The sequence below is a fragment of the Enterobacter sp. Li2LvB3 genome (assembly GCF_056156645.1).
Genome location: NZ_JBSICG010000026.1, coordinates 68,301 through 82,112, shown reverse-complemented (window position 1 = coordinate 82,112; position 13,812 = coordinate 68,301). Strand labels below are relative to the sequence as shown.

Here is a 13,812-nt window from a genome sequence, read left to right as displayed (position 1 = left end):
TTCTCCCTTCCCGGTATCCATAAACTAATCACCTATCCTTCCCTATATACGGTAAACTATCCCGGTTTTTGCATCAGGATAGCGTTTATGAATCACTCCCTTAAGCCCTGGAATACCTTTGGTATTCAGCGGAATGCTAACGAAATTGTACGTGCCGAAAATGCCCAGCAACTGCTGGCTGCATGGCAAAACGCAACAGAAAACAGTGAACCTGTATTAATTCTGGGCGAAGGAAGTAATGTCCTGTTTCTCGACGATTTTGCAGGTACCGTGATCGTCAACCGCATCATGGGTATTGATGTCGAAGAAAGCGCCGATAGCTGGCATCTGCACGTTGGTGCCGGGGAAAACTGGCATCATCTGGTGCAATACACCCTTGAAAAAGGGATGCCTGGCCTGGAAAACCTTGCGTTGATTCCGGGCTGTACAGGATCATCACCCATTCAAAATATCGGTGCCTATGGCATTGAACTTAAACATGTTTGTGAATATGTCGACTGCATCGAACTGGCAACAGGGAACGCTCTGCGTTTGACCGCTGAACAGTGTCGTTTTGGTTATCGCGACAGTATTTTCAAACATGAATATCAGGATCGCTATGTGATTGTGGCCGTTGGCCTGCGCCTGACGAAAAACTGGAACCCGATTCTTACCTATGGTGATTTGACGCGTCTTGACCCGGCAACTGTAACCGCGCGTGAAGTGTTTGAGTCTGTTTGCCACATGCGAATGACCAAACTCCCCGATCCGAAAGTGAACGGAAATGCGGGTAGTTTCTTCAAAAACCCGGTAATCAGCGGCGAAAATGCAAAAGCGTTTCTCGCGGGCTGGCCAACTGCGCCACATTATCCGCAGGCCGATGGCAGCGTTAAGCTGGCTGCGGGCTGGCTCATCGATCAGTGTCAGTTAAAAGGTGTCACGATGGGTGGTGCCGCAGTGCATCGCCAGCAGGCACTGGTTCTGATTAACCAGGGCAATGCGACCGGCAGCGATGTTGTGCAGCTGGCGCACCATGTACGTCAGTGTGTGGGTGAAAAATTCAACGTCTGGCTCGAACCTGAAGTCCGCTTCATTGGCCGTTCCGGTGAAGTGAATGCTGTGGAGGCCATTGCGTGAAGGATAATACCATTCCATTAACCCTGATCGGCATCCTTGCTGATGGTGAATTTCATTCTGGCGAACAGTTGGGCGAGCGCCTGGGGATGAGTCGTGCCGCCATCAACAAGCACATTCAGACTCTCCGCGACTGGGGTGTTGATGTCTTTACGGTGCCGGGAAAAGGCTACAGCCTGCCAGAGCCTATTCAGCTCCTGAATGAAGAGCTGATCGGCAGTCAGATTGAACATGGAAAGGTTGCCGTGCTGCCCGTTATTGACTCAACCAACCAGTATCTTCTGGATCGCCTGGGCGAGCTACAGTCGGGTGATGCCTGCGTAGCGGAATATCAGCAGGCGGGACGTGGTCGTCGTGGCCGTAAGTGGTTCTCACCCTTTGGGGCCAACCTGTATCTCTCTATGTACTGGCGTCTTGAGCAGGGGCCAGCTGCTGCTATTGGTCTGAGTCTGGTCATCGGGATTGTGATGGCCGAAGTTCTGCATGATCTGGGCGCGGATAAAGTCCGGGTTAAATGGCCAAACGATCTCTATCTTAAGGATCGTAAACTCGCCGGCATTTTGGTCGAACTAACAGGTAAAACCGGCGATGCTGCACAGATCGTGATTGGCGCAGGCGTAAACCTGGTGATGCGTAATGTGCAGACCGATGTGGTAAACCAGGCCTGGACTAATCTACAGGAAGCGGGGATCTCCATCGATCGCAACACGCTTGCAGTACGTCTGATTAAAGAGCTTCGCGACTCCTTATCACTGTTTGAACAAGAAGGGCTGGCACCGTTCCTCTCTCGCTGGGAAAAACTGGATAACTTTATCAACCGTCCGGTAAAACTGCTGATTGGCGAGAAGGAGATCTACGGTATCTCGCGCGGAATTGATGCGCAGGGCGCGTTGCTTCTTGAACAGGATGGCATGATTAAGCCCTGGGTAGGCGGTGAAATCTCGTTACGCAGTGCTGAATAAATTCCGGGAGCCACAGGCTCCCTTTTTTTGCCTGTCAGTGTGGTTATCTCCCCCCCTCCTGAAAATAGTAGGCAGGAGATAATTTCAGCCAGAAGAAAGAGTTAAGCTAAATTATTAAAAAGTAACGATGAAAAAGTATTTCTAAATATTTCTCAGAGTAACAAGCTATTAAAGTAAGAATCGTCTTAATTGGATTTTAATGCCACTATATGCGTTTTTATTGATTTAATACTCTACTTAATGATGGCTATTTAATTATAAATGCCATTATGATGGTGATATCAAGTCAAAACCCCTGCATATTTTTTACCTTAAAAAACAGATAGCATGTGTACTATTGATGTTAATGCTATTGCCGATAATAAGTCGCGTGGAAGTAAAGCTGTAATTTATACACGCCAATAATATGCGTACGGTATAACCGTAACGTTACTGTGCCCCTACACCTGAATAAATACATCCATTGATCGTACATGACCACTGAATTCTAGCCGTGGCAGGTGCATTATTGTTTTGTAAATCATGAGTATAACTATGAATCATTATGATGATTTGCAGCGATTTAAGGATAAAACGCGTAGTCAGTCGCTTGATTTTAAGGATTTTTCAGCTCAGAGCCATGCGCAGGAACAGGGAAGCTGGGCGATTATCAACCAGCTTCTTCCTGCCACTGAAGTTAATTCACTCGCCGCCGGCGGACATGTTTCATTGTCGGCCCCTCAGCCGGTCACGGAAGAGACATTTGCGGTGAGCGAACTCACTCCAGTGCCACAGGTTCTTGTTGCCGAGCCTGCACCCACGCCCGTGTCCTCGATCCTGCAAGGGGTAGATGAGCAACTGGCGTCAACACCCCGGCAGGCTCCAGCCATGCCGACACCCACATCTGCCCGGGTGCAGGTATCACATCCCGTCACCGAGCCGGAACAAGGGCCTGTCGATTTTACTCGTCTGTTTGCCCCCGCGACCACAAAACCTGTCCCTGCGGCTGAGAAAAACCAGCCATTAAATTCACTGCTGGAAAGGATTGCCACATGCCGTTAGTTTGCGTTTGTTCACCGAAAGGTGGCGTGGGTAAAACCACCATGACCGCCAATCTGGCGTATGCACTCGCGCGCGCGGGGAGCAAAGTTTTGGCTCTGGATTTTGATGTACAAAATGCGCTGCGCCTGCACTTTGGGGTACCCCTTTCCGACAGCCGTGGCTACGTTGCCAGGGCCGCTGAGTCTTCCGACTGGAGCCAGTTTGTGCTGACCGCCGGGGGCAATATCTTTGTCCTGCCTTATGGCGATGCGACCGAACCACAGCGTCTGGCGTTTGAAGAACGCCTCACTCACGACGAGCACTTCCTGACCCGAGGTCTGAGTACGCTGTTGAACTATCCAGGACTGATTATCATCGCAGATTTTCCTCCTGGACCAACGCCTGCGCTGAAAGCGATGTCCCGCCTGGCCGATCTCCATCTGGTGACGTTACTGGCCGATACAGCTTCGCTATCGCTTCTGCCGCAAATTGAACACCAGCGCCTGACGGGTGGGGTACTCAATCAGAAATCAGGTCATTACTTCGTGCTTAACCAGAGCGACAACCGCCGCCAAATCAGCCGCGATGTGACGGCCTTTGTCGAGAACAAGCTGGGTGAAAAACTGCTTGGCGTCGTTCACCGGGATGAAAGCGTAGGTGAAGCCAACGCTTCTCAGCAATCCGTTTTCGATTTTAGCCCGGCATCCGCAGCGGCTTTCGACATTGAGCTTATCGCCAAAAAAGTTGCAGGCATCCTCGGGGTGAAAGTGGGTGACGGTACGGTTCATACCCTTCCGCGTATGTCGGGGTTCTAATTCCACGCAGGGTTTCCTATGAAAAAGTTGCTCTTAATTTTGCTGGTACTGGCAATGGTTCCTGTTGCCTTGCTGGTTGTCATTACCCCGATGGATAGCCAAAAGCAGTATATATTTGGCCTGATTAGCATCGGCCTGCTGTTTTTAATGGGCTTCAGTAAAAAACGAAGCATTTCAGTGATTATGGTGGTGATGTCATTATTGATGTCTACCCGCTATATGTATTTTCGCCTGACTCAAACGCTGCATTTTAATTCAGAGATTGAAACCATCCTCGGCATGGGGTTATTTCTGGCAGAGGTCTACGTCTGGGTGCTGTTATTGCTGAATTATTTGCAAACTATCTGGCCGCTAAAACGCGAAATTGTGCCTTTGCCGGATGACATGTCGTTGTGGCCAACGGTTGATATCTATATTCCTACGTACAACGAATCGCTGGAAGTGGTGCGCGATACGGTGCTTGCGGCGCAGTGTATCGATTATCCGCGCGACAAAATGAAGATCTACCTGCTTGATGACGGGAAACGCCGGGAGTTTGCGGTGTTTGCGGCGGATGTCGGTGTGGGTTACATCACGCGTAACGATAATTCTCATGCCAAGGCGGGTAACCTCAACCATGCGATGAAGCTGACTCAGGGCGAGCTGATTACCGTATTCGACTGCGACCACGTAGCCACGCGCATCTTCCTGCAAGCAACAGTCGGTGGATTCCTTAAAGATCCAAAACTGGCGCTGGTGCAGACGCCTCATTACTTCTACTCGCCAGATCCGTTTGAACGTAATCTTTCTGTCGGGCGCAATATCCCGAACGAAGGCACGCTGTTCTATGGCCCTATCCAGCAGGGTAACGATAACTGGAACGCGACCTTCTTCTGCGGCTCATGTGCGGTTATTCGTCGTAGCGCACTGGAAGAGATCGGCGGTTTTGCTGTGGAAACCGTTACCGAAGATGCTCACACCGCGCTGAAGATGCAGCGTCTGGGCTGGAAATCGGCGTTCCTGGATATTCCGCTGGCTGCCGGTCTTGCGACCGAGCGTCTGGTGTTACATGTGATTCAGCGTACCCGCTGGGCGCGAGGAATGACGCAGATTTTCCGTCTGGATAACCCGTTGTTTGGCCGTGGCCTGACGATTCAGCAACGTCTGTGTTACCTGAGCGCAATGCTCTATTACCAGTTTGCCTTACCGCGCATCGCGTTTCTAACCGCGCCGCTGGCGTATCTGCTGTTCAACCTCAATATCATTCACTCGTCGGCGAGCCTGGTCTTCGCGTACGCATTGCCGCATCTGTTCCTGGCGATCTACATCAACTCGCGCATGAACGGGCGCTACCGTTACAGCTTCTGGGGTGAAATCTACGATTTGGTGCTGGCGTTTCATCTGGTGTTGCCAACGGTTGTCACCATGCTCTTCCCGAAACGCGGCAAGTTTAACGTGACCGACAAGGGCGCTCTGCTGGACGTCGGGTATTTTGATTTCAGGGTTGTTCGGCCGCATCTGGTGATTGCCATTCTGCTTGGTATCGGCGTGATTGCGGGGATTGTCCGCGCCTTCGCGCATGACTACTACGGCGTTGATCCACGCGTTATCGCACTTAACGTGGGCTGGGGACTCTACAGCCTGATCTTCCTGCTGGCCGCCATTGCGGTGGCGCGTGAAACGCGTCAGACACGCAAAACGATTCGTATTGATGTCACCATTCCGGTGCTTATCCACTACGCCAGCGGTATCTCTTCCCGTAGCCAGACGGCCGATCTGTCAATGGGCGGCTGCCGTATTGAGCTGCCAGACGACCGTCACCTGACGGATGAGATTGAAGAAATTGAGCTGCTGCTGCAATCAGGGGCGATCAGCATTCCGGTGAAAGTTGTCACGACGGATGAACGCTATATCCGCCTGATGTTCGACGATATCCCGCTGTCACGACGCCGCGAACTGGTGCGGGTGGTATTGGCGCGCGCCGATGCGTGGATCCAGCCGCCGAAACCGCAGGACAATCCATTCCGCTCGCTGGCGACCATTGTTCGCTGTGTATTCGAACTGTTCTGGATGACCTGGAAAACCCGCCGGGCAAACCGCCGCGTGCAGGCAAAAGTACAGGTTCAGGAGGACGGCAACGCATGAAACGTCTGACAACACTCACCCTGCTGGCGGCGTCGTTGTTTGCGCTGCCACTGCACAGTGAGGAAACCACAGTAGCGTCGTTATTGCCGGTTGAAATGCCTGCGCCAGCCGCGCCTGCTGCATCCTTTGCCCCTACCTCGGTGAACACCATTAGCGTGGCGCAAATGGGGCAACCGCAGGGGATTGTGCTGAGCGGCGGCCAGTTGCAGGGCGGTACACGCTTTACCCTGCCGGTCGATCAGGTGGTCACTAACGCCCAGCTTTTACTGAATCTGAAAGTTTCTCCGGCGATGGCCACGCGTAATGCCACTATGCAGCTGATGCTCAACGGGCAACCGCTTGGCACTGTGCCGCTGGGAGCGGAAGAGAGCGATGTTTCGCGATTCCAGCTGGATATTCCCTCTGCGCTGCTGGTCTCCAGCAACAGCCTGAGCTTTAAGATTAACGATGGTGATGCGATGCAGTGCCAGCGTGATCTGACGGACAAATATCGCGTTACGGTCCTGCCTGATTCCCGTTTTGAACTGGAAGGGCAGCAGTTGGATATTGGCGCTGATTTGAGCCACTTCCCGCGCCCGTTCTTTGACAGTATGCAGATGACGCCAGCCACCATCGCCTTTGCGTTTGGGGCAAGTCTTAGCAGCGATTCGCTCAGCGCGGCGGCACTGATCTCTTCCTGGCTGGGGATTCAGGCAGATTATCGCGGTGTCTCGTTTGCCGCGCTGACTGACACGCTGCCAGAGAAAAACGGCATTCTGATTGGTCATCCCGGCGAGAAGATTGGCGGTATGACATTGCCGCAAACCACTCAGCCGATGCTGCAAATCGTCGATAACCCGGCAAACCCGGTTTATAAGCTGTTGCTGGTTGTGGGTAAGGATGAAGCCGCGCTGCGCACGGCGGCATGGCGGCTGACGCGCGGTAACTTTGCACTGCAAACCGCCAGTATCTCGCTGCCGGTGCAAAAGATCCCTGTCAGCAAACCTTATGATGCCCCGCGATGGATCCCAACGGATCGTCCGGTGAAGCTTTCAGAGCTGATCCGTAAAGATCAAAGCCTGACCGTTACCGGGATCTGGCATCCGCCGCTGCGCGTTGCCTTTCGTGCAGCTCCCGATCTGTTCCTGTGGGATGGCGAAACAATCCCGCTGCACATTGGCTATCGTTTCCCGACCGAAAACTGGATTGACGAAAACAAGTCCTGGCTCAGCATGACGCTCAACGACACCTTCCTGCATAACCTGCCAGTGAACAAGCAAGGTGCGCTGGAAACCCTCTGGCACAAGGTGGGCGGCGATGCGCGGCAGGAGAAATTCGATATGCCGCTGGAGCCGTACATGATTTACGGCGACAACCAGCTTTCGCTCTATTTCAACATTACGGCAAAAGAGAACGCCCCGTGCAGCGTGCTGCTGAATAACAACATCAAGAGCCGTATTGACGAGGATTCGTGGATCGATCTGAGCCATACGCGTCACTTCGCGCTGATGCCAAACCTCTCTTACTTTGTCGGCGCATCGTTCCCGTTCACCCGTATGGCTGATTACTCGGAAACAGTGTTGATGTTGCCGGAACACCCGACTGAAACCCAGGTCGCGACGCTTCTGGACATGGCGGCGCGCTCTGGTAACGCCACCGGTGCTGCACTGTACAACAACCGCGTCGTGATGGGCGTGCCCGCGGCGGGCGGCAATCTGGAGCTGCTGCGTACCCGCGATGTGCTTGCCGTCAGTGGGATGGCTCAGCATGACTTCAACCAGGCGCTGCTCAGCAGTTCGCCGTTTACCTCGCATGACAACACCCTGGGCGTGCGTGAGCCGACAACCTGGCAGAAGCTGCAACGGTGGCTCACCGGAGACTGGACGTCCGATGGCGTCGACGCTGACCGCTACTTCTCTTCCAACGAAGCCTGGCGCGGGTTTGTGAGCTTCCGCTCGCCGTGGAACAGTGACCGACTGGTGGTGATGGCGCTGGGCAGCAATGACGATCAGCTTTCACGCCTGCATGAGGATTTAACCTCAGCACGCATCAACGCCGGTATTCGTGGCGATGCGGCGATTATCACCAACGAAAACGGTGTACGCAGTTTCCGCGTCGGGTCGCAATTCCCGAGCGGGCAAATGCCGATGCAAATGATGATTGTCTGGTATGCCAACCAGCATTCGGCGCTGCTGGCCATTCTTGGGTTGATTATCAGTTCGCTGACCGGACTGGCGCTTTATGCCTTCCTGAAAAAGCGTGCGCATAAGCGCCTGAACCCGGAGACAGGAAAGTGAAAAAAATAACAATTAAATCGGCTATCTGCCTTTCCGGTGTGCTGACGTTTAGTACGACGGCATTTGCGGCGCAAAACGATGCTGCGTTGAAAGCGCTGTTCGACCAGGCAAATTACTGGCATGAAAAATCCCATGATGATCTCGCCAGTGAGTCGTTGAAAAAAGTGTTGATGGTGGATGCCAATAACACCCAGGCACTCTATCTGATGGCATTGTGGGCGCAGCAAAATGGCGATTTACAAACCGCGGCCCAGTGGCGTGCACGGCTGGCGAAAGTCTCGCCAGATGATGCCGGATTACAGGCGCTGGATAACGCCAGGCAGATGACTCAGGTGCCACAGGGCACGTTAACTCTGGCGCGTCAGCAGGCACGTAGCGGCAATATTCCTGCGGCGCTCGATACCTGGAAAACGTTGTTTAATGGCGATACTCCCCCGGTGAGCCTTGCGCCGGAATACTACCTGACTATGGGCAGTGACAAAGCGCTCTATCCTCAGGCGCTGGCAGAATTACAGCGCTTCTCGGCACAGAATCCGCAGGATAACGCGGCACGCGTGGCGCTGGGAAAAATGCTTACCTGGCGGGAAGAGACGCGCCGTGACGGGATGATGCAATTGCAGGAGATGGCCAGCGGCAGCAAAGATGCCGATGCCGGGCTGCGTCAGGCGCTGTTATGGCTGGGACCAAAACCGGGCGATGAACAGTTTTATGATACCTGGTTGCAGCGCCATCCGCAGGACAGCGAAGTGCAGGCGTACTACCGCAAAAACGTGGGCGGTGCGGCAAAAGGCGAAGGTTTTACCGCCCTGAACAGCGGCAATACCGATGCCGCAAAGCGCCAGTTCGAGCAAGTGCTGCAAACCAACCCGCAGGATGCCGATGCCCTGGCCGGGATGGGGTATATCGCACAGCGCAAAGGGGATTATCAGGCAGCGGCGCAGTATCTGGGGCGTGCGGCCAGTCAGGGCGGTGACGCCTCTGCACAGCGACAAGCTCAGGCAGATGACGCGGCATTTTACGGCCAGCTTGCCCAGGCTCAGCAGGCGCTGAAAGAGGGCAATATTAGCCAGGCGCTCGTGCTCTCCGCACCTCTGGCCCAGCAAACAGGTGAGCGGGGGACGGCTGCCAAACTGTTCCGTGCCGATGTGCTGCGTCATAACAAAGACTACCCGCAGGCGGAACAAATCCTGCGTGAAATGGTGAACAACCAACCGCAAAACGGCGCGGCGCGCGAAAATCTCTATTACGTCCTGAAAGAGCAAAACAAAACGGATGACGCGCAGGCCATATTACGAACCTTACCGGCATCGCTTCAGGCGAAGCTTCAGCCGCGTGTGGTGACCGGTTTGCCGGGAGATCCTGTTCGTCGTCAGGCGCAACAGGCTGTCGATAGCGGCAATACGCAACAGGCTATCGCTATTCTGCGTCAGGGTGTTGCCCGTTTGCCGGACGATCCGTGGCTGCGTCTTGATCTGGCGCGTCTGCTGCAAAAATCAGGGGCTGATGGTGAAGCGGCATCTGTGATGCAACCTGCGTCACGCCCGGGGGCAGGAGCCAGTGCACTGTATGCATCCGCTCTGTTTGCCAGTGAAAACGATGCCTGGCAGCAGGCACAAACATTGTTGTCACGGGTTTCTCCCGCCAGCCAGACACCGCAAATGCGTGAGCTCTCGCAGCGGGTGAATTACAACCTGCAAATGGCTACCGCTGAGCGCTATCTGGCGCAGGGCAATGGAGTTGCGGCGGCCAACACGCTGAAAACCTTGTCGTCTCGTCCACCGGAAAGCCCGGCAGATGCAGGCAAGCTGGCCAGGATGTTGGCGCAAAGCGGCGACCTCACGGGAGCGGTATCGGTCGTTCGCAACAACATGAACGACGGGGTGAAGGGCAATGCCGGCGACTATGCCGATCAGGTTGCCGTACTGAACCAGGCCGGGCTGAACGGCGAAGCTCAGCGCTTCCTGGCAAACCCGGAACTGCTTTCACGCAGTACGCCAACCCAACTGGCAGGCGTGCGTAATGGCTATGTGATCAACGAAGCGGATCAGCTTCGCGAACAGGGTAATTATGCGGCAGCCTACGACAAACTGATCCGCGCGCTGCAAAGCGATCCGCAGAATACCGATCTGATGTTTGCGATGGCGCGTCTTTACCAGACCGGCAAAATGAACAAAGAAGCGGGCGTGGTTTATGACTACCTGATGACGCGCGATACGCCGGATCAGGATGCGCGCGTGGGCGCAATCGATGTTGCGCTGGCACAAGACAATGTCGTGAAGGCGAAACAGCTGGCTAATGGGCTGCAAACCAACAACTCGCCGCAGCGTTTGCTGTTGCTGGCGCGTCTGGAAGAGGCGCAGGGTAATCACCAGCAGGCGATGACGTATCTGCGTAGCGCGCGCGGCAAGCTGGTGGGGCTGGAGTCTACCAACAGCGCCGCCACGCCGACGATGGGTGGCTTGTTGCTGGCAGACAACCCGTTTGTCAGCACCAGTCGTACCTCTCAGGCGGCGGGAGCCACGGTGTCCAGCGAAAGCGCGTTGCCATGGCAACTGGCGCAAACCGCGCGTGAGCCGGGGTCTACGCTGCCAGGCACCACCCGGACCGACCTGCCGCAAGAAACTGTTCAGAGCCGTACCTTGCGTCAGGTGGATGACATGATGCTGCAGATGCAGGATCAAACCGGCACCTGGTTGCAGGGCGGCGTACAAATTCGTGGTCGTGACGGTGAATCGGGAACCAGCAAGCTTACGGAAGCGAAAGCGCCGCTTACCTGGTCCAGCTCGCCGTTTGGCGAGTCGCGCTTCGAATTTACCGCAACCCCGGTCACGCTCAGTGCAGGCAGCGCCAGCGGTGATGCGTGGCGTCGTTTTGGTTCAAACCCGCTGGCTAATGCGGCCTCGAACGTGATTTCGACCGTCACCAACGAGCAAAAATCCCTGGCGGCGATGAGTGATACCGACAGGGCAACGTATCTCGCCAGTCATCCTGAAATGGCGACGATCGACTCTCTCGGCACGCTAAATGCGAACGACTTTAACCTGACCAGCACCGATGGGCAGCTCAATCTGGCGAAGCTTGGCGCTTACGATGGCGGGGCGGTCGGTGAATATCTTGAAGCCTCCAGCCGCAAGCCAAACGTCAGCCAGCCAGGCGATGTTTCAACGGATTCGCAAAAAGCGAACGGCGTAGAGCTGAGCATGGCGCTGAGCGGTAAAGATTACCGTATGGACATCGGCAGTACGCCGCTTGGGCAGGACCTGAGTACGCTGGTTGGCGGGGTGAAATGGTCGCCGAAACTCACCAATTACCTCTCGCTTATCCTGACCGGTGAACGTCGCGCCGTAACCGACAGTCTGCTCTCTTATGTTGGCCTGGAAGACAAGTACTCTGGCAAGAGCTGGGGGCGTGTCACCAAAAATGGGGGCAACCTACAGCTCAGTTATGACGATGGCGATGCCGGGTTCTACGTTGGCGGCGGGGGCTACAGCTATCTTGGAGAGAATGTGGCGAGCAATACCAGCGTGAACGCAGGTGCCGGGGTCTATTTGCGGCCTTATCATGACGATCTCCGTCAGGTGCAGGCCGGACTGAGTATGAGCTGGATGGACTTCTCGAAAAACCTGAGCCAGTTCACCTTCGGCCAGGGCGGTTACTTCAGCCCGCAGAACTACGTCAGCGTAGCGTTGCCGGTGGATTACACCCAGAAAATTGATAACTGGAAACTGAAACTGGGTGGCTCCGTTGGTTATCAATCGTATAGCCAGGACAGCAGCGACTACTTCCCGACGAAAGACGCCTGGCAGGAGCTGCTTGAAGGGGCGGTCGCCAGTGGTTTCGCCAAAGAGGCCCGCTACAAGAGCAGCTCGGAAAACGGTATTGGCTACACGGTTCGCGCAGGGGTGGATTACAACGTCAACAAAGATATGACCATTGGCGGCAACGTCGGTTATGACACCTTTGGCAGCTATAACGAAAGTACGGCGGGGCTCTATTTCCGCTACATGCTGGGAGATAAGTGATGACACAGAATATGGACAATCCTGCGCTGATGAGCTGGTTTCGTGGGCAGCAAACGCCAGAAGGCTGGTTTGATTTGCTGGCCTTGATGGTCGAAGGAATGGTGAGTAACGTCGGCGAACATGAAAGCCAGCCGTTCCTGCGCCAGATGGGGCACGCGCTGGCGGAGCAGTACCCGCTCCAGCCCTCAGAAACCGTGGGCGAGCTGGAGGCGAATATCAACAGGCAACTGGCCCGCTTTGGCTGGGGATGTGTGGATATCGCCACCCGCGACACCGATCTGACGCTTCGTCATCAGGGGCTGCCGGTGAGCCGTGTTGCGGAGCAGCAAAACCGCTGGTGTCATGCCTTCTGTGCAATACTGGAGGGATTATATGCCCACTGGATGCAGGGGCAGGGCGGAAAAGCGCACGTGACAGTGAGTCGCGATCGTCTCTTTTCCATTTCGGACGTGCAGTTCCGCTATCACAATCCACAATGAGATGATTATGCGAAAGCCCGCATGTGCCGCGTTGGTGGTCATGATGAGTTTGTTGGTTTCGCCTTTCTCCTGTGCCGGTCAGGCCTGGGAGCAATATAAGGCGCGTTTCTTTATGCCGGATGGCCGGATAGTTGATACCGGTAATGGCAATGTTTCTCATACGGAAGGGCAAGGTTTTGCCATGCTGATGGCCGTGGCAAATGACGATAAAGCCACCTTCGACAAGCTCTGGCAGTGGACAGACAGTACGCTGAAAAACAAAGACAATGGGCTGTTTTACTGGCGGTATAACCCGGTGGAAGCAAACCCGGTCGCCGACAAAAACAATGCATCTGATGGCGATGTCCTGATTGCATGGGCGCTGCTGAAAGCCGACACCCGGTGGCATGACAAGCGCTACAGCGCAGCTTCGGACAGCATCACCAAAGCGTTGATTGCGCATAATGTGATCCGCTACGCGGGATACCGGGTAATGCTGCCAGGCGTTCAGGGATTTAACCTGAACAGTGAAGTGGTGCTTAATCCTTCTTACTTTGTGTTCCCTGCCTGGCAGGCGTTTGCCAATCGCAGTCATTTACAGATCTGGCGGGAGCTGATTCAGGACGGACAGCGGCTGCTCGGGAAAATGGGGTCGGGTAAAGCGAATCTGCCAACAGACTGGGAGTCTCTGGAAGCGGGCGGCAAGCTGGTTCCGGCTAAAGCCTGGGCTCCGCGGATGAGCTATGACGCGATTCGTATCCCGCTTTACATTGCCTGGTTTGACAAACAAAGCCCGATGCTGACGCCGTGGCGTAGTTGGTTTGCTCAGTTCAGCCGTGAGCAAACCCCGGCGTGGGTGAATGTCACAACCAATGAGTACGCGCCGTACATGATGGAAGGGGGGTTGCTGGCCGTGCGTGATTTAACTATGGGGCAGGCGCCTGGTGAACCGGAAATCACTGCCAAAGATGATTATTACTCCGCGAGCCTGAAAATGCTGGTGTGGCTCGCAGGGCAATAAC

9 protein-coding genes are annotated in these 13,812 nt (G+C 54.8%); all 9 read left to right on the top strand.

The annotated features are described in order from the left end of the window. The first annotated feature begins 87 nt into the window (after nucleotides 1-87). The 9 genes from murB to ACS603_RS19285 all read left to right on the top strand — a co-directional run bounded on the left by murB (nucleotide 88) and on the right by ACS603_RS19285 (nucleotide 13,811). Complete coding sequence (gene murB, locus ACS603_RS19325) at nucleotides 88-1,116, top strand: UDP-N-acetylmuramate dehydrogenase (RefSeq protein ID WP_182062908.1); 1,029 nt, start codon at nucleotides 88-90, stop codon at nucleotides 1,114-1,116. After that, nucleotides 1,113-2,075, top strand: coding sequence for a bifunctional biotin--[acetyl-CoA-carboxylase] ligase/biotin operon repressor BirA (birA, locus tag ACS603_RS19320; RefSeq protein WP_182062907.1), 963 nt, complete (start codon nucleotides 1,113-1,115; stop codon nucleotides 2,073-2,075). Before murB ends, birA begins: the two co-directional genes overlap by 4 nt. A gap of 534 nt (nucleotides 2,076-2,609) precedes the next feature. Continuing rightward, nucleotides 2,610-3,116, top strand: coding sequence for a cellulose biosynthesis protein BcsO (gene bcsO / locus ACS603_RS19315; protein ID WP_474944740.1), 507 nt, complete (start codon nucleotides 2,610-2,612; stop codon nucleotides 3,114-3,116). After that, nucleotides 3,107-3,910 carry a cellulose biosynthesis protein BcsQ gene (bcsQ, locus tag ACS603_RS19310; protein ID WP_474944739.1) on the top strand — a complete coding sequence of 268 codons (804 nt, stop codon included), beginning with the start codon at nucleotides 3,107-3,109 and terminating at the stop codon, nucleotides 3,908-3,910. The genes bcsO and bcsQ overlap by 10 nt, the downstream gene beginning before the upstream one ends. An 18-nt stretch (nucleotides 3,911-3,928) precedes the next feature. Continuing rightward, nucleotides 3,929-6,034 carry a UDP-forming cellulose synthase catalytic subunit gene (gene bcsA, locus ACS603_RS19305; protein WP_315687233.1) on the top strand — a complete coding sequence of 702 codons (2,106 nt, stop codon included), beginning with the start codon at nucleotides 3,929-3,931 and terminating at the stop codon, nucleotides 6,032-6,034. Then, nucleotides 6,031-8,310: a cellulose biosynthesis cyclic di-GMP-binding regulatory protein BcsB gene (gene bcsB, locus ACS603_RS19300; RefSeq protein WP_315687231.1), complete on the top strand. Its 2,280-nt coding sequence runs from the start codon at nucleotides 6,031-6,033 to the stop codon at nucleotides 8,308-8,310. Before bcsA ends, bcsB begins: the two co-directional genes overlap by 4 nt. Then, the gene (locus ACS603_RS19295) at nucleotides 8,307-12,332 is read left to right on the top strand and encodes a cellulose biosynthesis protein BcsC (protein WP_474944738.1); all 4,026 of its coding nucleotides are present in this window, start codon (nucleotides 8,307-8,309) and stop codon (nucleotides 12,330-12,332) included. Before bcsB ends, ACS603_RS19295 begins: the two co-directional genes overlap by 4 nt. Then, complete coding sequence (gene bcsD, locus ACS603_RS19290) at nucleotides 12,329-12,811, top strand: cellulose biosynthesis protein BcsD (protein WP_315687228.1); 483 nt, start codon at nucleotides 12,329-12,331, stop codon at nucleotides 12,809-12,811. Before ACS603_RS19295 ends, bcsD begins: the two co-directional genes overlap by 4 nt. 7 nt (nucleotides 12,812-12,818) lie before the next feature. Next, complete coding sequence (locus ACS603_RS19285; protein ID WP_474944737.1) at nucleotides 12,819-13,811, top strand: family 8 glycosyl hydrolase; 993 nt, start codon at nucleotides 12,819-12,821, stop codon at nucleotides 13,809-13,811. Nucleotide 13,812 lies beyond the last annotated feature (1 nt).

What these genes read in the sequence shown, in the direction of transcription:
- murB (WP_182062908.1), top strand. Translation starts at nt 88, where the DNA reads ATGAATCACTCCCTTAAGCCCTGGAATACCTTTGGTATTCAGCGGAAT.
- bcsO (WP_474944740.1), top strand. Translation starts at nt 2,610, where the DNA reads ATGAATCATTATGATGATTTGCAGCGATTTAAGGATAAAACGCGTAGT.
- bcsQ (WP_474944739.1), top strand. Translation starts at nt 3,107, where the DNA reads ATGCCGTTAGTTTGCGTTTGTTCACCGAAAGGTGGCGTGGGTAAAACC.
- bcsA (WP_315687233.1), top strand. Translation starts at nt 3,929, where the DNA reads ATGAAAAAGTTGCTCTTAATTTTGCTGGTACTGGCAATGGTTCCTGTT.
- bcsB (WP_315687231.1), top strand. Translation starts at nt 6,031, where the DNA reads ATGAAACGTCTGACAACACTCACCCTGCTGGCGGCGTCGTTGTTTGCG.
- ACS603_RS19285 (WP_474944737.1), top strand. Translation starts at nt 12,819, where the DNA reads ATGCGAAAGCCCGCATGTGCCGCGTTGGTGGTCATGATGAGTTTGTTG.